At 30.4% G+C, this 24,106-nt stretch carries 25 protein-coding genes and 1 tRNA gene; 15 read left to right on the forward strand and 11 right to left on the reverse strand.

Annotation, left to right across the window (positions count from 1 at the left end):
- Positions 1–104: 104 nt before the first annotated feature.
- Entirely contained in the window at positions 105–848 is a 744-nt protein-coding gene (gene truA / locus M3P09_RS05795) for a tRNA pseudouridine(38-40) synthase TruA (RefSeq protein ID WP_249972377.1), read from the forward strand.
- Entirely contained in the window at positions 849–2,615 is a 1,767-nt protein-coding gene (locus M3P09_RS05800; protein WP_249972378.1) for an ABC transporter ATP-binding protein, read from the forward strand.
- On the opposite strand, the gene M3P09_RS05805 is transcribed toward M3P09_RS05800, so the two are convergent.
- The 5 genes from M3P09_RS05805 to folP form a co-directional block, all read right to left on the reverse strand.
- A complete protein-coding gene (locus M3P09_RS05805; RefSeq protein WP_249972379.1) occupies positions 2,616–3,434 on the reverse strand; it encodes a DUF3667 domain-containing protein in 819 nt (272 codons plus the stop codon).
- Positions 3,435–4,148 (reverse strand): DUF3667 domain-containing protein, encoded by a 714-nt coding sequence (locus M3P09_RS05810; protein WP_249972380.1) that lies wholly within the window; start codon positions 4,146–4,148, stop codon positions 3,435–3,437. It abuts the gene before it with no gap.
- An 84-nt stretch (positions 4,149–4,232) separates the two neighbouring features.
- Positions 4,233–5,018 (reverse strand): diadenylate cyclase, encoded by a 786-nt coding sequence (locus M3P09_RS05815; RefSeq protein ID WP_099564154.1) that lies wholly within the window; start codon positions 5,016–5,018, stop codon positions 4,233–4,235.
- A gap of 35 nt (positions 5,019–5,053) precedes the next feature.
- Positions 5,054–5,737 carry a hypothetical protein gene (locus M3P09_RS05820; RefSeq protein ID WP_249972381.1) on the reverse strand — a complete coding sequence of 228 codons (684 nt, stop codon included), beginning with the start codon at positions 5,735–5,737 and terminating at the stop codon, positions 5,054–5,056.
- Between the two features lie 5 nt (positions 5,738–5,742).
- Entirely contained in the window at positions 5,743–6,567 is an 825-nt protein-coding gene (folP, locus tag M3P09_RS05825) for a dihydropteroate synthase (RefSeq protein WP_249972382.1), read from the reverse strand.
- Positions 6,568–6,672: 105 nt separating this feature from the next.
- Between folP and M3P09_RS05830 the strand changes: the two genes are divergently transcribed.
- The 7 genes from M3P09_RS05830 to M3P09_RS05860 all read left to right on the forward strand — a co-directional run bounded on the left by M3P09_RS05830 (position 6,673) and on the right by M3P09_RS05860 (position 12,221).
- On the forward strand, positions 6,673–7,209 hold the full coding sequence (locus M3P09_RS05830) for a DUF1599 domain-containing protein (RefSeq protein WP_249972383.1): 537 nt from the start codon (positions 6,673–6,675) through the stop codon (positions 7,207–7,209).
- A 1-nt stretch (position 7,210) separates the two neighbouring features.
- Positions 7,211–8,530, forward strand: a complete 1,320-nt coding sequence (locus M3P09_RS05835) for a BT_3928 family protein (RefSeq protein WP_249972384.1) — start codon at positions 7,211–7,213, stop codon at positions 8,528–8,530.
- A gap of 24 nt (positions 8,531–8,554) precedes the next feature.
- Complete coding sequence (locus M3P09_RS05840; protein ID WP_249972596.1) at positions 8,555–9,631, forward strand: ABC transporter permease; 1,077 nt, start codon at positions 8,555–8,557, stop codon at positions 9,629–9,631.
- Between the two features lie 2 nt (positions 9,632–9,633).
- Complete coding sequence (locus M3P09_RS05845) at positions 9,634–10,125, forward strand: TlpA family protein disulfide reductase (protein ID WP_249972385.1); 492 nt, start codon at positions 9,634–9,636, stop codon at positions 10,123–10,125.
- A gap of 64 nt (positions 10,126–10,189) precedes the next feature.
- Positions 10,190–10,939 (forward strand): triose-phosphate isomerase, encoded by a 750-nt coding sequence (gene tpiA, locus M3P09_RS05850; RefSeq protein WP_249972386.1) that lies wholly within the window; start codon positions 10,190–10,192, stop codon positions 10,937–10,939.
- A gap of 139 nt (positions 10,940–11,078) precedes the next feature.
- A complete protein-coding gene (gene prmA, locus M3P09_RS05855; protein ID WP_249972387.1) occupies positions 11,079–11,915 on the forward strand; it encodes a 50S ribosomal protein L11 methyltransferase in 837 nt (278 codons plus the stop codon).
- 30 nt (positions 11,916–11,945) lie between these two features.
- Entirely contained in the window at positions 11,946–12,221 is a 276-nt protein-coding gene (locus M3P09_RS05860) for an ATP-dependent Clp protease adaptor ClpS (RefSeq protein WP_099564145.1), read from the forward strand.
- Positions 12,222–12,258: 37 nt separating this feature from the next.
- Here M3P09_RS05860 and M3P09_RS05865 read toward each other — a convergent pair whose 3' ends face one another.
- The 6 genes from M3P09_RS05865 to M3P09_RS05890 form a co-directional block, all read right to left on the reverse strand.
- On the reverse strand, positions 12,259–12,528 hold the full coding sequence (locus M3P09_RS05865; RefSeq protein ID WP_099564144.1) for a heavy-metal-associated domain-containing protein: 270 nt from the start codon (positions 12,526–12,528) through the stop codon (positions 12,259–12,261).
- Positions 12,529–12,530: 2 nt separating this feature from the next.
- Positions 12,531–13,940: an MBL fold metallo-hydrolase gene (locus tag M3P09_RS05870; RefSeq protein ID WP_249972388.1), complete on the reverse strand. Its 1,410-nt coding sequence runs from the start codon at positions 13,938–13,940 to the stop codon at positions 12,531–12,533.
- A gap of 107 nt (positions 13,941–14,047) precedes the next feature.
- The gene (locus tag M3P09_RS05875) at positions 14,048–14,839 is read right to left on the reverse strand and encodes a sulfite exporter TauE/SafE family protein (protein ID WP_099564142.1); all 792 of its coding nucleotides are present in this window, start codon (positions 14,837–14,839) and stop codon (positions 14,048–14,050) included.
- Positions 14,840–15,253 carry a DUF6691 family protein gene (locus tag M3P09_RS05880; protein ID WP_249972389.1) on the reverse strand — a complete coding sequence of 138 codons (414 nt, stop codon included), beginning with the start codon at positions 15,251–15,253 and terminating at the stop codon, positions 14,840–14,842.
- Positions 15,253–15,810, reverse strand: a complete 558-nt coding sequence (locus tag M3P09_RS05885) for a YeeE/YedE family protein (RefSeq protein ID WP_249972390.1) — start codon at positions 15,808–15,810, stop codon at positions 15,253–15,255. The genes M3P09_RS05880 and M3P09_RS05885 overlap by 1 nt, the downstream gene beginning before the upstream one ends.
- A 70-nt stretch (positions 15,811–15,880) precedes the next feature.
- Complete coding sequence (locus tag M3P09_RS05890; RefSeq protein WP_249972391.1) at positions 15,881–16,510, reverse strand: Crp/Fnr family transcriptional regulator; 630 nt, start codon at positions 16,508–16,510, stop codon at positions 15,881–15,883.
- Between the two features lie 83 nt (positions 16,511–16,593).
- Between M3P09_RS05890 and M3P09_RS05895 the strand changes: the two genes are divergently transcribed.
- From M3P09_RS05895 to M3P09_RS05920, 6 genes are all read left to right on the forward strand, one after another.
- A tRNA-Arg gene (locus M3P09_RS05895) sits at positions 16,594–16,667 on the forward strand.
- Between the two features lie 363 nt (positions 16,668–17,030).
- On the forward strand, positions 17,031–19,085 hold the full coding sequence (locus M3P09_RS05900) for a tetratricopeptide repeat-containing sensor histidine kinase (RefSeq protein WP_249972392.1): 2,055 nt from the start codon (positions 17,031–17,033) through the stop codon (positions 19,083–19,085).
- On the forward strand, positions 19,078–21,126 hold the full coding sequence (locus M3P09_RS05905) for an ATP-binding protein (RefSeq protein WP_249972393.1): 2,049 nt from the start codon (positions 19,078–19,080) through the stop codon (positions 21,124–21,126). The genes M3P09_RS05900 and M3P09_RS05905 overlap by 8 nt, the downstream gene beginning before the upstream one ends.
- A gap of 17 nt (positions 21,127–21,143) precedes the next feature.
- Positions 21,144–22,910: a tetratricopeptide repeat-containing sensor histidine kinase gene (locus tag M3P09_RS05910; protein ID WP_249972394.1), complete on the forward strand. Its 1,767-nt coding sequence runs from the start codon at positions 21,144–21,146 to the stop codon at positions 22,908–22,910.
- 1 nt (position 22,911) lies between these two features.
- Positions 22,912–23,559 (forward strand): response regulator, encoded by a 648-nt coding sequence (locus tag M3P09_RS05915; protein WP_249972395.1) that lies wholly within the window; start codon positions 22,912–22,914, stop codon positions 23,557–23,559.
- Between the two features lie 98 nt (positions 23,560–23,657).
- Positions 23,658–24,026, forward strand: a complete 369-nt coding sequence (locus M3P09_RS05920) for a response regulator (protein WP_249972396.1) — start codon at positions 23,658–23,660, stop codon at positions 24,024–24,026.
- The last annotated feature ends 80 nt before the right edge of the window (positions 24,027–24,106 follow it).

A 24,106-nucleotide genomic window follows, 5' to 3' on the forward strand; every position in this document is an offset into this window, starting at 1 on the left:
GGATAACACCAAAAAATCTTTTAATATATAATTAAGACATCTGTTTTCGTTAGGATAACAAATCTGTCTATCTTTGTTAGTTCATAAAAAATATTAAAAATAGATTGAGGTATTTTATAGAACTTTCTTATAATGGCAGTGCATATCACGGTTGGCAAAATCAACCCACAGCTATATCTGTTCAAGAAGTTTTAGAAAACACACTATCTACTTTACTAAAAACGCCTATTTCTATAATGGGAGCAGGACGTACCGATACAGGTGTACATGCATCACAAATGTTTGCTCATTTTGATTTTAATAATGAATTGAATGATACAAACATAATATTTAAGCTAAATTCGTTTTTACCAAAGGACATAGCCATTCATGATTTTTTTAAAGTAAAAGATGATACTCATGTACGTTTTAATGCATTAAGTCGAACGTATTTATATAGAATAACTTTAGAAAAAAATGTATTTACTTTTAATAATGCACTTTATGTAAAACAAGCTTTAGATGTTGAAAAAATGAGAGAAGCTTCAAAAATTTTATTTGATTATAAAGATTTTCAATGCTTTTCAAAAACTAATACCGATGTAAAAACGTATTATTGTAATATAATGAAGGCAGAATGGGTTTTTAAAAATAATGAGCTTCATTTTACAATTAAAGCCGATAGATTTTTGCGAAATATGGTGAGAGCCATTGTTGGAACCATTATTAATATTGGTTTAGGTAAAATAAATGTTGAAGATTTACACCAGATTATAAAATCTAAAAATAGAAGTGAAGCTGGTTTTTCTGTGCCTGCACATGCTTTATATTTAATAAAAATTGAATACCCAGACGATATAAAATTATAAATGAGTAAAAAGAAAGAAAACATTTTTGACGTAAAATTATTCACGCGTCTTTTTCAATATATAAAACCGTATAAAGCGGTATTTTTTGGGTTGATATTATTGGTTGTATTGCTTGCAGTTTTTGGTGCCGCAACTCCAAAACTTACTGAGTTTATTATAGATGACAGTATTGCTGGAGAAAACCCTAAAAAATTCTTGTTTTATATAACCTTAATGTTGAGTGTTTTAATTTTGCAAACACTATTTCAATTTGCATTTATATATTATGCTTCGTGGTTAGGTCAAAATTTAGTGATGGATGTTCGTGTAAAGTTGTTTAATCATTTACTTCGTTTTAAAATGAAATACTATGATAACTCTTCGGTTGGAGTTCTTATTACCAGAGCTGTAACTGATATGGAACGTATAGCCGATATCTTTGGTCAAGGTTTATTTATGATTTTTAGGGATTTACTGACTATGATAGTCGTATTTGGTGTTATGCTTTACTCTAATTTAAAGTTGAGTTTGATTGTCTTTTTAATGTTGCCGTTATTATTGTATGCAACTCGAATTTTTCAGAAATACATGAAAAAAGCTTTTGAGGAAGTAAGAAACGAAGTATCTAACTTAAATTCGTTTGTGCAAGAACGCTTAACAGGTATGAAAATATTACAGCTTTTTACTCGCGAAGTTACCGAGTATAAAAGTTTTAAAAAAATAAACGAGCGCCATAAGAAAGGCTGGTTAAAAACAGTTTGGTATAATTCAATATTTTTTCCACTTGCAGACTTATCTAGCTCTATAACTGTAGGTTTGGTGGCTTGGTACGGTGGATTAAATGTAGTACTTGAAGGTAGTGTAACCCAAGGAACATTATTTGCATTTATAATGTTTATTCCTATGTTATTTAGACCACTTAGGCAAATAGCCGATAAGTTTAACACACTTCAAATGGGTATGGTCGCCGCAAATAGAGTATTTAAAGTAATAGATACAACATCGCAAATTGATGATACTGGATCACATATAGCAGAAGGTTTTAAAGGAGATATAGCTTTTAAAAATGTTCATTTTAGTTATGTTGAAGACGAAGAAGTTTTAAAAGGGATATCATTTAATGTAAATGCGGGCGAAACTGTGGCAATAGTTGGCGCTACAGGTGCTGGAAAATCTACTATTATTAATTTACTAAATCGTTTTTATGAAATAAATAATGGCGCTATTTGTATTGATGGTATTGATATTAAAGAAGTTACTTTAGAATCATTGCGAACACAAATAGCAGTAGTTTTACAAGATGTGTTTTTATTTGCCGATACTATTTTAAATAATATTACCCTTAATCATCCAAAGATTACTGAAAATCAAGTACATCAAGCTGCAAAAGCTATTGGTATTCATGATTTTATAATGAGTTTACCAAATGGTTATCAATATAATGTAAAAGAACGAGGTGTGATGTTGTCTTCTGGCCAACGTCAATTAATTTCTTTCTTAAGAGCATACGTAACAAACCCAAGTATTTTAGTGTTAGACGAAGCCACTTCGTCTGTCGATTCGTATTCAGAACAGCTTATTCAAAATGCAACTGATAAAATAACAAAAGGGCGTACCTCTATTGTTATTGCTCACCGATTAGCAACTATTAAAAAGGCTGATAAAATTATAGTTATGGATGCTGGTGAAATTGTTGAACAAGGTACCCATGACGAACTACTTAAAAAAGAAAACGGGTATTATAAAAACTTATACGAGGTGCAATTTTTAAAGGAGGAAGTAGCTTAATTATTGTGCCTGTCTTGCTGCTTCAGCTGCAGCTTTTTGTGCTTCAAACATTTCATCAAACATTCCTGATTTTGCAGCAAATATTGCCCCAGCTATTATAAATAGTAACATAATAAAGCCTAGAATACCAATAAATATTAAGGTTCTTATTAACATTTGAGTATTGTTTAAGCCATAAACATGTTTTAAGCAATATGTAAAATATAATATTTGTAAAGGCATAATAAAAAAGCCCATTGCAGTAAAAGAAATTATGTTTAAAGGAACAACTATAATAGTTATCATGGCTATTGAAATAGACATTTGAGCCTGTGCATATAAAAATACAACAAGTAATTCTGTGTAATTTAATTTATTGATTTTAAAGAATACAATTCTTGCAAATAGTGCATAGAATGGTATGTAAAGCATCATAATTAATGATTGATAATCACTAGTGAGCTTAAATATTTTGTCAAACAATGCCTGCTGTTTCTGACCTATTTCTGTGGTAGTATCATAAAAAGTTAAATCAGTTTGAAATTTTTGAATGATAAAAATTTGTAACCCAGCCAGTGTAATGGCAAGCGCAAAATAGCTAATAACATTAACGTATTTTTTTCGAGTACCTCTTATATAACCACCAATAACATCATCTGGTTTCTTGAAAAGAGTTAAAAAAGTTCTTAACAGTTTATTATCATAATTAAAAAACGTTTCGCTTATATGTTCAAATAAGTTTTTAAGCGTAAGTCTGTTTCTTATCACTTTGCCACCACAAACATTGCAGTAGTCACTTTCAGCTGATAATGAAGTATTACAGTTTTTACAATTTATCATTTATGCTTTTTGAATTAAAGTTATAATTATCCCAATAATTACACATATTATAATTATTCCAAAAAATATAACTACTAATGCGATAATAGCTAACATAAAACGAGCTAAAGTATCAAGAAAACTATGATTAAAAACGCGTTTTAGAACATAAAACCAATATATAAACGTGATAATGGATATGCAGCTAGTAATTAGCATATAGTCCAATCCAAAGCATAAAAATATGATAGTGAGAAGACTAGTAACTATTATTATTTGAGCTGAATAATAAAGGTTTAGTACTAAATGTTCAGTAAAATTTAATTGCTTATCACCAACAATAACATAAGCTAGCCATGTTGATAATGCAGAAAACGGAACGGTTAAAACATAAATTAAACTTTGATAATTATTAATTTGATTATAGTCAAAGTTTGATGGCGAAAACGGATTGTCTTTTTGCTCTGCTAATTTCTTAAAAGAGTCCCCAAAGAGCGCATCCATATTTAAAGCGTCTTTAAAAAAAGTGTTCATTAAAAACAACTGAATCCCTACAAGTGTTAGAGAAATAGCAAAGTATTGAATAACACTTATATATTGTTTTCGTGTACCATTAATATAGCCACTAATAACTAACTCTGGTTTTGTAAATAAGTGAATAAAAGTCTTTAAAAAAATATTATCAATATTTATAAATTGGTCATTAATGTCTTCAAAAATGTTTTTTAAAGTCAACCTATTTTTAATCACTTTTGCACCACATTCAAGGCAGAATTTTTGATGATTTAAAAGCGAAGTATTACAGTTTTTACAATTCACCTATGCCAAATCTTTTTTAATTATATCATTAAGTTGACTAGTGTTTTCAAATACAACAAACTCACCATCTTTAAAATAAGAAATATGTCCAGTTTCCTCACTAACAGCTATAGCCAACGCATCTGTTTTTTCGGTAACACCAATAGCAGCTCTATGGCGTAGCCCAAAACGTTGCGGTATATTTTTTTCGTTATTAACAGGAAGAATAACACGTGTAGCTTTTACAACATTGTTACTAACTACGATGGCTCCATCATGTAACGGACTATTTTTAAAGAAGATACTTTCTATAATGGGTTGGGTTACTTTTATATTCATTTCGTCTCCAGAAGAAGATAAAAAATCAAGATTGTTATTACGCTCAAAAACAATTAAAGCACCAGTTTTTGAAGCTCCCATTTTAACACAAGCTGAAACTATTGCATCTACATTGGTTTCGTCTCCCGTTTCGTTTTTTATAAATTTAAATTGTTGCATAAACTTGCGCCGCCTACTAAAGTTTGTTGAGCCGACCATAAGCAAAAATTTACGGATTTCGGGTTGAAACACTACTATTAACGCAATAATTCCCACTTTCATAAAACCACCAAAAATACCGGTAAGAAGTTCCATATTTAAAAAGTCAGTTAACCTCCAAACTAAGTAAATGATTATGATGCCAATAAAAATATTGATGGCTACGGTGCCTTTTACAAGTTTATAAATATAGTAGAGTAGTAATGCGACAAGAATAACATCGATAACATCGACTACTGTAAATTTTAAAAGATCTTTAAAAATTTCCAAAGGCAGTGGGTTTTGGTAAATTTAATAAAATATGGTTAATTATGTAGAAACTCTTGATTAGATAATGTTGCATATTGTAAATCTGCTTTTAAAAGTAATGATTTATAAGTGATATAATCTTGAAAAAATAAACCTTCATTGAAATTTAAAAAAATAATGTTCTTACCTGAGTCTAATTTTTTTAAATCATTTAGTATAGTTTCTTTTGTAGATTTAATAATAAAAGGTTTTGAGTTAGAATTTAGAATAGAAATTTCACCTTTCAAATTAATACTGATTGGTTTTATGTTTTCTGAATACTTCAAATCAGAAATTTTTGAAATATATTCTTCAGAAGACTCTTCATGAAAAATCACATCTGTAAATTCAATAAATCCTAAACTCTTTTTACTCGTATCGTTACAAGTAAAATAATTTTTAGCATTTTCGTTTTTATGACTGGAATTTTTCTTTTTTTCTTGAAGAAATTTAATATGCGGAATCGCTTGTTTTAAGGTAAGACGTTTGTCTACATTAACTAACCAATTAGTCGTGCTAATTAAATTTTTCCTATTAAGTTCTACACTGTCAGTTTTAGTTTCATCGTAAAATAAATAAGCAGGAGAGACGTCCTTAATTTCTGAAATATTAGAATGATTTATCTCTGGAAGTAAAATTGTTTTTTCTTTTCCACAGGAAAAGAAAACAGATAAAATAATTAAGTAAAATATATACTTCATGACTTCTAACAATCTAATAATCTAGTTAATTTAATACATTCCATAGCCTCTTTAACGTCATGTACCCGTAAAATTGAAGTTCCTTTTTGTAAGGCTACTGTATTTAAAGCAGTGGTTCCATTTAATGCTTCCTTTGCAGAAGTTTCTAATGTTTTATAAATCATAGATTTTCTAGAAATTCCAGCTAGTACAGGCTTATCTAACATTTTAAATAATTCTAATTGATTTAAAACCTCAAAATTTTGCTCTAAAGTTTTTGCAAACCCAAAACCAGGATCAATAATTAAATCAATAATACCTAATTGTTTGGCAGCAAATATTCTTTCAGAAAAATACTTTATTATGTCTTTTGTTATATTATCATAATCGGTTAATTGTTGCATGTTTTTTGGTGTTCCGCGCATGTGCATCATAATGTATGGCACTTTTAGGTTAGCTATAGTTTGCAACATATTATCATCTAAATTTCCTGCAGAAATATCATTAATCATACTAGCTCCAGCCTCAATGCATGATTTAGCAACCGAACTTCTAAAGGTGTCAATTGAAAGTAGTGCTTTAGGAAATTCTTTTAAAACAAAATTAACAATAGGTAAAATTCTTTCCAATTCGTTAATTTCACTAACATGGTCTGCATTTGGTCGTGAGCTGTATGCACCAACATCAATAAACGTGGCACCTTCATTAAGCATTTTTTCTACTTGATTTAAAATGTCTTTTTCATTTTTATAAGTCCCTCCATCATAAAAAGAATCTGGAGTAATGTTTAAAATTCCCATTACTTTCGGAGATGATAAATCAATGAGTTGTCCTTTACAATTTATTGTCATTTGTACAGTTTTGCAAGGTGTTTGTACTAAGTTTAAAACTTTAAACCAGAAACCTTGAACTTTCTAATTATTTATGCGAAATTTACGCAAAATTGAATTTTATTTATGCAAGATACTTCAAAACAATATGATGCGGTAATAGATACTTGTAAAAGTTTATTTATTAAAAAAATGAGTGATTACGGTAGTGCTTGGAGAATTTTAAGGTTACCATCACTTACAGATCAAATTTTTATTAAAGCACAGCGCATAAGAGGGCTTCAACAAAATGCAGTAAGAAAAGTTGATGAGGGAGAAGTAAGTGAGTTTATTGGTATTATAAATTACTGTGTTATGGCGCTTATTCAGTTAGAAAAAGGTGTGGTTGAGCAACCAGATCTGTCTACTGAAAAAGCAACAGAACTATATACAGAGCAAGTAGCAATCACCAAAAAACTTATGGAAGATAAAAACCATGATTATGGCGAGGCGTGGCGAGATATGAGAGTAAGTAGTTTAACTGACTTAATCTTACAAAAATTATTACGTGTTAAACAAATTGAAGATAATGCAGGAAAAACTTTGGTAAGCGAAGGTATTGATGCTAATTATCAAGATATGATTAATTATGCGATTTTTGCGTTGATTCATTTAAAAGAATAATATGAAAATATTAGTAAGTATAAGTAGAGTTTTTGTTGGTGTATTATTTATATTCTCAGGATTTATAAAGCTTAACGATCCATTAGGATTTTCGTATAAGCTTCAAGAATATTTTAGTGCAGATGTTTTAAACATTCCTTTTTTAGAACCTTATGCATTACTCATTTCTGTTTTTGTAGTGGTATTTGAAGTGGTTTTAGGTGTGTTTTTGTTGATTGGTTATAAACCCAAATTTACAGTTTGGAGTTTGTTACTAATGATTATATTTTTTACATTTTTAACTTTTTATGCTGCTTATTTTGAAAAAGTAAAAGATTGTGGCTGCTTTGGAGATTTTTTAAAATTAAAACCATGGGAATCTTTTTGGAAAGATGTCGTGCTTTTAGTTTTGATAGTTATTTTATTTATAGGAGTGAAACATATCAATACTATTTTTTCAAAATTGCCAACAACAGTTCTAGCATTACTAAGTTTTATTATAAGTTTATGGTTTGGTTATCATGTGTTAATGCATTTGCCAGCTATCGATTTTAGAGCTTATAAAATTGGAAATAATATTTATGAAGGTATGATTATTCCAGAAGATGCACCTAAAGCAGTACAAGAATTTACTTGGACATTTAATGTTAACGGAGAAGAAAAAGAGATTATTACAAATGGAAGCTATCCAAGCGTTGAAGGCGAATATATAAGTGTAGATACTAAGGTGATTAAAGAAGGGTATTCTCCTCCTGTTGTAGATTTTTCTATAGAGTCAAATGACGAAGATTTAACTCAACAATTTTTAAATGAAGACAACCTAATAGTAATTGTATCTTACAGTCTAGAAAAAATAGAAAGAGAAGGTATTGAAACATTAAAAACCACAACAGATAGAGCTATTAAAAATGGTTATAAAGTTATAGGCTTAACAGCATCTGGGGAAGAAGCAAAACAAAGAATTAGCGAAGCTTATAATTTAAATTTTGATTGGTATTTATGTGATGAAAAAGCATTAAAAACGGTAGTGCGCTCTAATCCAGGTATTCTAGAGTTGGATTCAGGGACTGTTAAGCAAAAATTACATTGGAATGACATTGATGATTTGGAACTGCCTAAAGTTGAAAGAAAGGTTGAATTGATTAAGGACGATGGAATTTTATATTTGGTAGATGATAAAATTTCTTCAAAGGAAGCAGCAGATAGTATAGACTCTAATGACATAAAGGAAGTCAATGTTTCAAAAGATGGATCTGCTACAAAAATGTTAGATTCAATTAATCAAGCTAATAATAGTAATTACAATGGGCTTGTTGAGATTGTATTGAAAAAAGATTCGTGAATTCGTGGCAACTAAAAAAATAAACTGATAAACTATCTTTTAAATAAAACCGGTTACGCATTACTCACATTATTTGGAGTAGTAACTGTTATTTTCTTTTTATTTAACGTGCTTCCTGGAGACCCTGCGCAAATGATGTTGGGACAAAATGAGGACAGTGAGCAACTAGCCCTCGTAAAACAAAAATATGGATTTGATAAGCCTGTAAGCACACAATATTTATACTATTTAAACGATTTGCTTCCTATCTCATTTCATTCAAACAATAGTGAAGATTATACCTATTTAAGGGCTAACAAGTACTCAGCAACCAAACTATTTTCAATAGGCAACACTACAACAGTTTTAAAGTTTCCATATTTAAGAGAGTCGTTTACAAAGCAAGGTAAAAAAGTAAGTGAAGTACTTGCCGAGACTTTACCAAACACTTTTGTTTTAGCAGTATCAGCCATTGTGATTGCTATAATTTTAGGTATTCTTTTTGGTGTTATTTCTGCATTGTATAAGGACAAATGGCTAGATAAAACTATTCAGATATTTAGTACTTTAGGTATGAGTGTACCATCTTTTTTTAGTGCCATTTTATTCGCGTGGTTTTTTGGCTATATATTGCATCAATATACCAATTTAGAAATGACAGGTAGTCTCTATGAATTAGATGATTTTGGGGAATCCATGCATATTAAATGGAAAAATTTAATCCTTCCAGCCATTGTTTTGGGTATTCGTCCATTAGCTGTTGTTATTCAGCTAATGCGTAATAGTTTGTTAGAGGTTTTTAACCAAGATTATATCCGTACCGCAAGGGCAAAGGGATTAAGCGAATTTCAAATTATAAAAAAGCACGCTATAAAAAACGCATTAAATCCTGTGGTTACAGCAATTTCAGGTTGGTTTGCATCCATGCTTGCTGGAGCTGTTTTTGTGGAATATATTTTTGGGTGGAACGGTATAGGAAAAGAAATTGTAAATGCTTTAAATACCTTAGATTTACCTGTAATTATGGGGTCGGTTATAATAATAGCTACAATGTTTGTAATTATCAACATTTTTGTCGACTTAATCTATGTTTGGTTAGACCCTAAAGTGAAGTTACAGTAAGCATGAAAAAAATAAAATATTTATTAGTTATACTGCTTAGTGTTTTTAATTGCAATATAGAAGCACCAACTCAATTCTCTGAAGAAGCTTTAAATGATGTATTTACAACTTTAAGCGGTAATCAAGTTACCCTAAAATCTATTTTAGAAAAGCATGAGGGTAAAACTATTGTTATCGATATTTGGGCATCCTGGTGTAGCGATTGTATAAAAGGTATGCCAAAAGTAAAAGCAATACAAAAAAAATATAATGACGCTGTATATTTATTTTTCTCTTTAGATAGGGGAGATAAACCTTGGAAAAGAGGGATTAAAAAGTATCAAATTGAGGGAGAACATTATTATATGCCATCAGGTAAAAAAAGTGCCTTTGGAGATTTTGTAAAAATTAGATGGATTCCTAGATATATGGTAATAAATAAAGACGGAAATATAGAATTATTTAAAGCTACTGAAGCAGACGATAATAAGTTGGTAAACGCGCTAAAAAAGTAGTATTTTTGCAGTAATAAATAACTACAAATAAAGTCTTTCAAAAGAAAGTTTTAAGACCAATATTATGAGAAAACAAATCGTTGCTGGAAACTGGAAAATGAATAATGATTTATCGCAAACAGAATCATTACTTGCCGACTTAAAAAAACAAACTAAAACAACAGAAGCAGAGGTAATGGTAGCACCAACCTTTACTAATTTACACCAAGCTTTTGATACCTTACGCAATACAGATATTGAAGTAGTAGCACAAAACATGCACTTTGCTGAAAATGGAGCTTATACTGGCGAAATAAATGCAAGTATGCTTAAAAGTGTAGGGGTTAATACGGTTATTTTAGGTCATAGTGAGCGTCGTGAATATTTTAATGAAACGGATGAATTATTGGCTAAAAAAGTAGATACGGCTTTAGCGAATAACATGAGAATTATTTTTTGTTTTGGAGAAGAGCTAGCCGACAGAAAATCTGGAAACGAGGAAAACGTAGTTGGAAGCCAAATTAAAAACGCTTTATTTCATTTAGAAGCATCAGCATTCAAAAATATCGTTTTAGCCTACGAGCCTGTTTGGGCTATTGGCACTGGCGAAACTGCAAGCCCAGAACAAGCGCAAGATATGCATGCATTTATTAGAAAAACATTAGCCGATAAGTATGGAAATGAAGTTGCAAATACTGTTTCTATTCTCTATGGAGGTAGTGTTAAACCAGCAAATGCCGAGGAGATTTTCTCTAAACCAGATGTAGACGGTGGTTTAATTGGAGGAGCATCTTTAAAAGCTGAAGATTTTTTCGCAATTGTGAATGCGTTTTAAATAAAAAAATAATTAGGGCGTTACCCAAGCTTAAGGCATGGGTCGCGCTTTCCATTATATCTTTTTTTCGTGCCTCAAAAAAGGATGTCATTTCAATCGCTAACGCGAGTTTATCAGCTTAATTAATTTCCCAAGGCAAATGTCAAACATCATTTATATAGGTTATTATTTTAAAGTAAAACCACAGCAACCTGCAGTAGAAATTTTAATTGCAGAATTAGGTTATGCAGGTTTTGAAAGTTTTGTTGAAACCGACGAAGGAGTTACAGCTTACATTCAAAAAGATGAATGGAGAGAGGCTATTTTGGAAGATATTCAAATTCTAAATTCAGACGAGTTTGAAATCACATATACGTTTGAAGACATAGAACAAACTAATTGGAATGCAGAATGGGAAAAGAATTTTAACCCAATTATAGTTGATAATGTTTGTGCAGTTCGTGCACCATTTCATGATAAGTTTGATACGCAATACGATATTATTATAGAACCCAAAATGAGTTTTGGTACAGGTCATCATGAAACTACCCATATGATGATTCAACATATTTTAAATAACGATTTCAAAAATAAATCCGTTTTAGATATGGGTTGCGGAACAGGAGTTTTAGCGATTCTGGCAGAGCTTAAAGGTGCAAATCCCATTGATGCTGTAGATTATGATAATTGGTGTTATTTAAATAGTTTAGAAAACGTAGAACGTAATAACTGTAACCATATTACTGTTATTGAAGGCGATGCATCGGTTTTGAAAAATAAAAAATACGATATTATCATTGCAAACATTAATAGAAATATTTTGCTACAAGATTTAAAAACGTATGCCTCTTGCTTAAATAAAAACGGTATGTTGTTTTTAAGCGGATTTTATAATGATGATATTCCAATGATTAAAGCAGAATGTGAAAAACATTTGTTAAAATTTGAAGAAAAATTGGAAAGAAACAATTGGGTATCATTAAAATTTTTAAATTAGTAGAAGAATTGTCCCCAAAAAATTGAGATGATGAGTACTAAAGAAAAAACATCAGAAGAATTATTACTTAAAGAAGAAGTAAAAACTCAAAATGAGATTGTTTTATATAACGATGATGTTAATACTTTCGATCATGTTATAGAAACGCTTATTTATGCTTGTGAACATACAGCAGAACAAGCAGAGCAATGCTCTATTATTGTACATCATAACGGAAAATGTACAGTTAAAACAGGATTGTATGATGATTTAAAGCCACGTTGCTCCATGCTTCTTGAAGCTGGTTTAAGCGCAGAAATAATATAACAAAAAAGCTCCAATTAAAAATTGGAGCTTTTTTAATTTATTTACTCATTCTTCCTACGGCGCAACTAACAAAAGATTTTGCTTTTGTTGTTAAGATATTTTTTTCTCCAACTATTGGATAACCGAGTTTTGCTAATAAAGTTTTAATGTTTTTAACATCTTCGTCGGTTGAATAACCAAAAGATACAGAATCATTAGTATTATCAACGTTAATTTCTGTAATGTTATTTAGCTCACCTAGTTTATTAACAATAGTGTTAGCACAGCCTCCACATTTCAAGTTTTGTATTTTTAATGTTATGTACATAGTTACAATGTTGACGGACAAACAAAATTTGTCATTGGTAAGTCGGTCTTTTTAAGCGCCCCAAAACCACCAGCAACATCTATTACATCAAAGCCTCTAGCTTTTAAAATGGAGGCAGCTATAACTGATCTATAACCACCAGCACAATGTAAATAGTAAATTTTTTTATTATCAATAGAACTCATGTTATCATTAATATAGTCTAGCGCAAAGTGATGCACATTTGTACCTTCAATATGTTCAGACTTATATTCTCCATCTTTTCTAACATCAAGAGTTTCTACATTATTATTTTTAAATCTATTAGAAAATTCATCAGCAGTTATAGATTCTATAGTTTCAATATCTTTTCCTGCAGCTTTCCACGCATCAATACCGCCTTTTAAATAACCTAATGTGTTATCATAACCAACACGAGATAATCGAGTTACAGTTTCTTTTTCTTTACCTTCCGGGGTAATTAACAAAATAGGTTGTTTTAAATCGGTAATTAAAGCACCTACCCAAGGTGCAAATCCACCATGGATACCAATAGATATAGAGTTAGGTATATAACCTTTAACAAAATCTTTTTCGTTTCTAACATCAAGAACTAAAGCATCTTCTTGGTTTGCGACAGCTTCAAATTCCTCAGGGCTTAATGCAACATCACCTTTTTTAAGAACAGTTTCAAAATCATCATACCCAGACTTATTCATCATTGCATTTTTAGCAAAATATTGTGGAGGTGGCGCAATACCATCAAGTACTTCTTCTACAAACTCCTCTTTTGTCATATCTGATCTCAAGGCATAGTTGCTTTGCTTTTGTTCGCCTAAAATACCAACAGTTTCTTTACTTAAATTTTTTCCACAGGCCGAACCTGCTCCATGCGCTGGATACACAATAACATCATCAGCTAGTGGCATGATTTTGTTTCGTAAAGAATCGTATAGCATACCAGCTAAATCTTCTTTGGTAAGATCTGATTTTATAGCTAAATCTGGTCGACCAACATCACCTAAAAACAAAGTGTCTCCAGAAAATATAGCATAATCTTTACCTTTTTCATCAATTAATAAAAAGGTAACTGACTCTAAAGTATGTCCAGGGGTGTGTAAAACTTTAATGGTAACATTACCTAGTTTGAATTCCTCATTATCAGTTGCTATATGAGCTTTGTAATCAGTTGTGGCACTAGGGCCAAAAATAATGGTAGCCCCTGTTTTTTTAGCTAAATCTACATGGCCAGAAACAAAATCAGCATGAAAATGCGTTTCAAAAATATATTTGATTTTTGCATTTTCTTCATTGGCTTTGTCTACATATTGCTGTGTTTCACGCAACGGGTCAATAATTGCAACTTCGCCATTAGATTCTATATAATATGCACCTTGAGCTAAACAGCCTGTATAAATTTGTTCTATCTTCATTTTATAAACTTATTTTCATATCCGCATAGCGGAAAATATTTCAATATATAAATCATTCAAAAATATGAAACCTAAATGGTTTCGTTTGTGACTTTTGTCACATTATACTAATTTGTTTCCTTATAAATTATATATATGGCCATAATTAATGTGAAAAAACCAAAGCTTTTTTTTAGCTTTTTACCACTTATGAATTTTGAAAGAAATACACCTAATATAATTCCCAAAATGGAAATTAAAGTAAAAATTAGTAGAAAGCCCCATTCTATTTCGATGGTTTGAATATCGCCAGTAAAACCAATTAATGAATTAATAGTAACAATAATTAATGAAGTTCCTACTGCCTTTTTCATAGGGATATTTGCCCAAAGTACGAGTGCAGGTACATATAAAAATCCTCCTCCAGCACCTATTATTCCTGTAATTGTTCCTATTATTAACCCTTGAATAAATGTTTTGTAGTAAGCTTGTTTTTCTGAAACTTCGTTTGTTTCTTTTTTGTTTTTAATCATAGAAACAGAAGCTAAAAGCATAATTATGGCAAAAAATACCATAATACCCATTTCTTTTGTTAAAGTGAAGCTTTCAAAGCTTAAAAGAGTATCAGGAATTCCTGGGACTAAATATCTGCGTGATAAGTAAACTGCTATAAATGAAGGGAAAGAAAAAGCTAACCCGGTTTTAAAATCTACTAGACCTTTTCTGTATTTTTGATATGTTCCCACCATAGATGTGGTACCAACCACAAATAGCGAATATGCCGTAGCAATAATTGGATTGTACCCTAGTAAGTAAACCAATAATGGAACAGTAAGAATTGAACCACCACCACCAATAAGCCCTAAAACTAGACCAACTATTAAAGCGCCAATGTATCCTAAGAGTTGTGTGGTATCCATTTAGTGTGGTAGTTTGTCTTTTAAAACACCATAAATGAATGTACCTAATAAGGCAGCAGCAATTACAATAAGCATGCTTAACACGCCAGTACCTAATAAAATGTACATAGGCCCAGGGCAAGCACCAATGAGTGCCCAACCACACCCAAAAATGATTCCACCAACAATATATCTAATAAGTCCACGATCTTTTTTTGGAACAAAAATATCTGCGCCTTTAATACTTTTTATATAACCTTTTTTTGAAATTTGTAAAAACAGAACGCCAGTAGCTATTGCTGTACCAATAATACCATACATGTGGAAGGACTGGAAACGAAACATTTCGTATATGCGATACCAAGAAACGGCCTCAGATTTAACTAAGATAATTCCAAAAAAGATGCCAACGAGTAAAAATTTTAAATATTTCATTAGTTAAAAATTAAAGGTAAAAGAAGGTTAGTCATAATTAATCCGCCTATAAAAAAGCCTATAACAGCAATTAAAGATGGTTTTTGTAAACTACTTAATCCAGTAATGGCATGACCAGAAGTACAACCACCAGCATATCTTGTTCCAAACCCAACAAGTAAACCTCCAATAATTAATAAGATTAAGCTTTTTGAGTTTAGGGTTTCTAAATCAAATATCTCGTTAGGTACTAATGTTGCACCAGTATCTTTAAATCCCATTTGCTGTAATTCAGAAATGGTTTCTGGATTTAAATTAGTAATGGCATCGTTTGACAAATACTGAGTAGCAATAAAACCACCAATTATAGCGCCTAGTACTACAATTAAATTCCAAACTTGTTCTTTCCAATTAAACTTAAAAAAATCTGAAAATTTACCACCACCGCCTATGGCGCACATAGTTCTTAGATTTGATGACATGCCAAATGTTTTACCAAAATAGAGTAATAATGCCATAACTAAGGCTATTAGTGGGCCCGTTATGTACCAAGGCCAAGGGTTTAAAACGTATTCCATAAATGTGATTTAAAAGCACAAAGATAAATTTATGTTTTACTTAAGTTTGTAATAAATGTTACCTAAAGTTTTATAAAACTTCAATTTTATTTCTGCTTAACTTAATTTTTGTCTCGTTTTCTAATTGTTTAAGTAGTCGAGAAATAACAACACGAGAAGTGTGCAAATCTTCAGCGATATCTTGATGTTTTACTATTATAATTTTGGATTCGTTTAGCTTTACTTTATTTATTAAGTACTTGTACAAACGCTCATCCATTTTCATGAAGGCAAGATTATCAATGGTTTCAAGCATTTCGTTGAATCGTGTTTGATAGCTTTCTAAAATGAAATTTCTCCAGCTTTCGTTATTATGAAACCATTTTTGCATTACTGAAACAGGAATCATTACTAAACTTGAATCTTTTTCGGCAACAGCTCTAACCTTACTTTTTGATGTTCCCATACAGCAAGTAAGCGACATAGTACAGGTTTCACCAGACTCTAAAAAGTAAATGAGTAAATCGTTACCATCATTATCTTCTCTTAAAATCTTAATACTACCGCTTAATAATAGCGGAATATAATTTAATGTTTGATTTATATCTATAATAATATCGTGCTTTTCAAATGTTTTAAAAATACCCGAAGCATAGATTTCTTCAATAAGAGTATCATCTAAAAGGTGACTAAATTTTTGTTGCAATAATTCCTTTGGCATATTCAAAAGTAATGAATTTGAAATTTGAAATAAATATTTGGTAGAGTTTTAATAAAAATACTATATTTGCAGCCACTTAAAAAGGCCACGTGGCGCAACTGAATAGCGCACTTGATTACGGCTCAAGAGGTTGCAGGTTTGAATCCTGCCGTGGTCACGAATAAAACAAAGAATCCTAGTATTAAATCAAGCATGCTTGAATTTATAATCTAGGATTTTTTTTGTTTTTCAAAGCGGAGCTTTGTTAGGATATACAATCCTGCCGTGGTCACAGAAATACTTTCAATTAAATTCATTATCCCGCAGTTTGTAAGAACTGCTGGTTTTTTGTTTTCAGTTGATTTCAAAACAAATCGCTTAATGTTATCTTTTTGAGAGACTATTGTCTTATAAAAAGATTTTCTGTAGTACCTTTTCATACTTTATTAGTACTGCCTCGTATAAGTTAAGTACTGCCTCTTATTTAATGCTATGACTCGTTCCTGTATGTTTGTTTAGCATAATTTTAAGGTATACTCATATGGGATTACGAATATTTGATTTAAAAACAAAAGTGGTATTTGTGTCTTTGTTTATGCTTCAATATGTTTCCACAGATGCTCAAGAATCTTCAGTAGAGTTAAAGGTCCAAACGTTAAAAAAAGATATTGCCAAAGCTAAGAACTATGAAAAACTTGAGTTATTAGATAGTTTACATACGCTCGTTTTGGATAAGCCAGAATATCAATATGATTCAATAGCGAGGAAAGCAATAACTTATGCTATGGAGCTAGACTCTATTAATCTAGCTGGACAATATATGTCTGACCTTGTTTTTTACTACGCAAATAGTTCTGAAACACCAGAAAAAGGTATGCTGCTATTTAAAGAGTTTGAAGAATTAAACTTGAAAATAAAAGACAATATATTGCTAGCTAAATTGTATATGAATGGAGGCGATAGTTATTTTTTTTCGGGGGAGCTCAAAGAATCTATATCGCTGTATAATAAGTCAGAAATATGGGCTTTAAAAGCAAAAGATAGTGCGCTATATGCTCGAGCAAGAACTTATAAAGCTGGAGCTATTGTAGACATGGGTAATTATGCAATTGGATCACAATTACTTTCTGAAGTAGTAAAAATTTTAACAGTTAAAAAAGACACTTCGGGTTTACTAATTGCACGAAATACCTTAGCGACACTTTATAGTAAAATGGGTTTTTTTGAAAACGCTAAAAAAGAACGTGATGAAGTTATTGCTTTATCAGTTTTAGCAAAAGATTATAATAGTCTACAGTCTAATTTACATAATGCTTCAATAGATGCCGATAAAATTGGAGATCAGAAATCACGTATAGCTTATCTCAAAGAAGCTTATGCATATGGTTTTAAATCTAACGAAGGCTTCTCTCTTAAGCCTATAATCAGTTATAATCTCTTAAGAGCTTATGCCGATAATGATAGTTTGATTAAAGCTAAAACATACTATGAAAATATTCAGAGAACATACGGAACTAGAATTCCAATACCTTATGAAAGCACTTATAGATCTGCTTTAGCAGATTATTATATTGCAACGCATGATTATAGAAAGGCTTTGCCAGAAGCCCAAAAAGCTTTAAATATGTTCTTGGGTGCTAATTTGGCTGAAGAAGTTTTTGAGTCCTACAATAGGTTAGCAAAAATATATAAAGAGCGCAATGATTATAAAAATGCTTATACTTACACAACTAAGTATAATCATTATAGAGATTCTGTTAATAGCCTAAAAAAAGCAAGAGCACTGTCTTATTATCAAACACTATATGAAACGGAGAAGCGCGATTTTAAAATAGCAGAACAAGCTTCACAAATATCTTTATTAGATGCTGAAAATAAGATAAACAAACAATGGATGTTATTTGGAGGTACTGGTTTATTATTATTATTTTTAATCATCTATTTATTACGTTCAAGAAAATTTATAGCTTATAAGAAAGAACTACAAGAAAATTTTTCTCAAGATTTGTTACATGAACAAGAAAAAGAGCGTGTTCATTTAGCAAGGGAATTGCATGATAGTGTAGGTCAAAAATTAATGTTATTATCAAAAACGATTAAAAATACAGTACATACTAATGCAAAGCATTTGGTTGATACAACTTTAGAAGAGATACGTCAAATTTCCAGAGGACTGCACCCTTCTAATTTAGAACGCTTAGGATTGACTATGGCCATAAATGCTATGATATATGAAATAAATTCTAATACAGATTTATTTTTTTCTGAGGATGTAGATAATATTGATGGATTGTTATCTAGAACTTCAGAATTGCACTTTTACAGAATTATTCAAGAAACTTTAAACAATATTGTAAAGCATTCAGAAGCTAAAGCTGTAAAAATTAATATTAAAAAAGTATCCGAAACTATCGAGATGTTTATTAGAGATAACGGAAAAGGTTTTAGTTTTGATAAAAATCACAGCTATAAGATGAGTTTAGGGATGAAAACCATTGAAGAGCGTGCAAAAATTATCAATACCAATTTGAATATAGAAAGTTATCTAGGAAAAGGCACGGTAATAACATTAAGTATACCTTTGAAAAATGAATAAAATAGCGCATTTAAGTATATTGTTTATTACAAGTATGTATTTGCTAATACCTACTTTAACGTATTCGCAAGAAGCACTTACCAATCAAGTTAAAGAACTAAAAATTAAAATTTCTGAGTTAGAAGGTGGATCAAAGCTAAAACTTATGGATAGCTTATCTCGCTTAATTAATTATACTAATAATCCTAAATTAAAAGCAGACTCAATTATTAGAGCTACTATAGAGTATGCTTATAAAATGGACTCTCTTGAAATTGCTGTTGCTCGAACATCATCTTTAATCTTTTATTATGCAAATAGAGTTAATAAACCAAAAGAAGGAATAAACGTTTTTAATGATTTTAAAAAGAAAAAGTTAAATATAAGTGATAACGATATACTTGCAAGATTATATACGAATGCAGGAGATGCTTATTTTTTTTCAGGAACTATAAAAGAATCTATTCCAATATATGATGAAGCTGAAGCATATGCTTTAAAAGATAATGACAGCATATTATATGCTGAAGCAAGAACATATAAAGCATCTGCGTTTGTAGATATGGGAGATTATGCTACTGGGTCACAATTACTTTCAGAAACAGCTAAAATATTTACAATTTTAAAAGATACTACCCGTTTGATAGGGGCAAGAAATACATTAGCAGTAGTATATAGTAAAATGGGATTTTATGAAGAAGCTAAGAAAGAGCGTACCGAAGTTATTCAGATTAGCAAATCACAAAGAGATTACAGAGCTTTAATTCCTAATTTATTTAATGCTGCAATTGACGCTAATAAAAATGGTGATCAAGTATTGAGGCTTAAGTATTTAAATGAAAGTTATTATTACAATACGCCAGATGAGTCTACAACACCGCGTACAAAACTATCATCAATAATATCTTACGCTCTTTTGAGTGCTTATTCAGAGAATGATAGCTTAGTTAAAGCTCAACAATTTTTTAATAAAATTCAGAATAAATTTTCAAACAACAAACCTGTTCCCTTTGAATACGCATACAGGTCGTCTTTAGCAGATTATTTTATTGCTGTTGGAAATTATAAAAACGCATTAACTAATGCGCAAATGGCTTTAGACATTCATTTGAGTACTAACAATACCGAAGGGATTTATGAGTCTTATGATAAATTAACTGAAATCTACAGCGGACTTAATGATTTTGAAAAGGCTTTTACATATACTTCAAAATATAATCGATTTAAAGACTCTATTAACAGTATTCAAAAATCCAGAGCACTATCTTACTACCAAACCTTGTATGAAACCGAAAAACGCGATTTTAAAATAGCAGATCAAGCTTCGCAAATAGCTTTATTAGATGCTGAAAATAAAATAAACAGACAATGGATGTTATTTGGAGGTGCTGGTTTATTGTTAGGTTTTTTAATCATTTATTTAATACGATCAAGAAGATTTATAGCTTCAAAGCAAGAATTACAAGAAAAATTCTCTCAAGATTTACTTAATGAACAAGAGAAAGAACGTTCTCGTTTAGCTAGAGATTTACATGATAGTGTAGGTCAAAAATTAATGTTGCTTTCAAAAACAACTCAAAAACTGGGAGATGAAAATGCAGAGAAGTTAGCAACCAATACCTTAGAGGAAGTCCGTAGTATCTCAAGAGGCTTACATCCTTCAAACCTTGAGCGCCTTGGATTAACTGAAGCTATTAATGCATTGATTTATGATATTAATGCCAATACCGATTTGTTTTTTACAGATGAGATTGATAATATCGACAATGCATTATCTAAAGAGTCAGAATTACACTTATATCGAATAATTCAAGAAACTCTAAATAATATTATTAAGCATTCAGAAGCAAAAGCTGTAAAAATGAAAATTCAAAAAACAGCCAATGACATTCAAGTAATGATTAGCGACAATGGAAAGGGTTTTGATCTTGAATCGAAATATAAAAATATGAGTTTAGGCTTAAAAACACTTTTTGAACGCGCCAAAATTTTAGGTGCTAAAATGAATTTAGATAGTGTTGTAAATCAAGGAACCAAAGTAACACTAACTATAACACATTAAACTTATAAAAAACGATAATGAAAAATTTCATATCATATTCCATTGGCTTACTATTTTTGAGTACAACTTTTGCTCAAAATGACAGCCTTCAACTTGAAAACTTATATGAGAATGGAATCAAATATGTATCTATTAAACCTAACACATCACAATCAAATTTTATAAAAGCATTAGATATTGTTAATACTATTTTAAATAAAAAGCCCGCTAATTCGTACTTCTTACTAAAAAAGGCTTCTATTTTACAGTATTTATGTGAACAATATAGGCTAGATAAAGAGTATGTATCAGGTTTAAAAGCCATACAAGAAAGCTTACGAATAGGAGAAATTTTAAAAGATTCAAGTTCATTAACAACTACCTATAACCAATTTGGAAGGTTGTTTCAAAGTAAACGAGATAGTTTGAAAGCTAAAAAATATTATGACAAAGCTTTCGCTTTATTAGCTATATATCCAAATGATAAAGAAAAAATAAATCTACTTAATAATTATAGTAGTTTCTATATTATTTATGAAGATAATGAGTTATCCAAACTATATGCAGAACAAGCACTATCATATGCAGATTCAATTCATTATCTGAAAGGTAAAGCAAATGCCTTAGCTTTTTTGGCACGCTATGAAAGAGCTAAAAAGAACTACAAAAAATCTTTAAGCTATTCATTAAAGAATTTGGAGATTTCCAGTTTAATAAATGATAAAATAGGCATGGAAAGAAGTTATAAAAATTCTGGGTATGCGTATAGAAAATTAAATAATCCAAAAACTGCAATTCATTATTATAAAAAATCTTTGGATTTATTACAGGAAATGGAAATAACAGGTAGGTTAGCCAATAGATATTTGGCTTTAAGTAACGCTCATAGTGATTTAAAACAGCATGAAACTGCCTTCTCATATTATAGGTTATATAAACGACAGCAAATAAAAGATTTAAATGTAAAGAGTATCCGAGAATTTGCAGAATTAGATATCAAGTATCAATATAAAAAAGAAAAATTAAAAGATAGTTTATTATTTGTACAAGAAAAAAAACTGTCAGAAGCGAAAATAGAAACTTTATATGTGCAGAATAGAATAAAAAAATATTGGATATTATTTGGTGGAATAGGCTTATTGGCGCTATTTCTAATTATTTATTTAACGCGGACTCGAAAATTTGCTATGTCAAAACAAGCACTGCAAGAACAATTTTCACAAGAGCTTATCAATCAACAAGAAAAAGAACGCTCAAGATTGGCAAGAGACTTACATGATAGTGTTGGACAAAAATTAATGCTTTTGAGTAAAACTACAAAGAATTTAGGAGATAAAAACGCAGAACAGTTAGCCAATTCTACATTAGAAGAAGTTCGTACAATTTCCAGAGGCTTACATCCTTCAAACTTAGAACGCTTAGGGTTAACCGAAGCTATAAATGCTTTACTTTATGATATTAACGCCAATACCGATTTGTTTTTTACAGATGAGATTGAAAACATAGATAATTTACTATCTAAAGCCTCAGAATTACATTTATATCGAATAATTCAAGAAACTTTAAGTAATATTGTAAAGCATGCAGAAGCCAGAGCTGTAAAAATGAATATTACTAAAACTACTGAAAATATAAATGTTACTGTAAGTGATAATGGAAAAGGCTTTGATTTTAAATCGAAATATAGAAACATGAGTTTGGGCTTAAAAACCCTGCTTGAACGTGCTAAAATAATGAATGCTCAGATTAACCTTAATAGCAATAAAGGAAAAGGCACTATATTAACATTAAATATCCCCATTTAACATGAATAAAAAAGACATTACTTTAGTTATTGCAGATGACCATCCAATGCTTTTAAAAGGCTTGAATGATGAGTTAATATCTAATGGCTACAATGTCATTGCACAGGCTAATAATGGCATACAAGCATTGGAGCTTATATTAAAGTTGCATCCCGATATTGCATTACTAGATATAGATATGCCACTTCTCTTAGGGTTTGAAGTCATTAAAATGGCAAGAGAAAAAGGATCTAAAACCAAATTCATTATCTTATCATTTCATAAAGAAGCCTATTACATTGTACAGGCTAAAACATTTCAAATAGATGGTTACCTTTTAAAAGAAGATGGTTTTTTTGAAATAGATCATTGCATTGAAGAGGTTTTAAAGGGCAATATTTATTATAGTAAATCCATAGATGATAAACCTTTAAACTTAGCAACAGACGAACTAAAACGTCTAAATTTATTAACGCTTTCAGAAACAAAAATATTAAAACTTATTGCTCAGGAAATTTCAAATCAAGATATAGCTGAATCCCTATCTTTATCAATTCGAACTATTGAAAAACATCGCAGTAATATTATTGAAAAACTAGGGCTTAAAAAAGGGAATAACGTACTTACAAATTGGGCTTTGGTAAATAGAACTGTTATATTATCCCAATAGACTAAGTACCAATACGTAATAATTACGTATTAGTTCTTATGGTACACATTAACTTTTCAATATACATTGCATTTTTTGAATTATGATAGAAATAAAGGATGCAAATAGTATTAGCCCACAGTGATAAAGAATATGTAGAGCAATTAAAAATATTCTTTTTTAAAAACGGCTTTACAGATATTCATATTTTTTACGATGGCTTTGAAGTTTTAAGGCATATTATAAAAAATCGTAACCAATTAGTAATTGTTGAAGAAGAATTGCCAGGGCTTAATGCTGCAGACATAAAGACGGCATTGGTTTTTAAGCGTATTAGGTCTAAATTTCTAATATTGGGATCTAAAGACGAGATAGGTCAAAAAGCAGGTATTGTTCAATCCATCAGCTACAGTATGAGTAAAGATTTATCTGCTAAAAAAATATTCTCTAAGTTAAAAACAGAACTTAAGCTTCATGATGTAGGGTAAATAGGTTTAAGCAGTTATATTTTATACGTACTGGCACGTAGTATATGTGTGCCACCTCTTATTTTTTGATATATGCTTAG

The sequence above is a fragment of the Jejuia spongiicola genome, assembly GCF_023502325.1.
In the GTDB taxonomy this organism is placed as follows: Bacteria; Bacteroidota; Bacteroidia; order Flavobacteriales; family Flavobacteriaceae; genus Wocania_A; species Wocania_A spongiicola.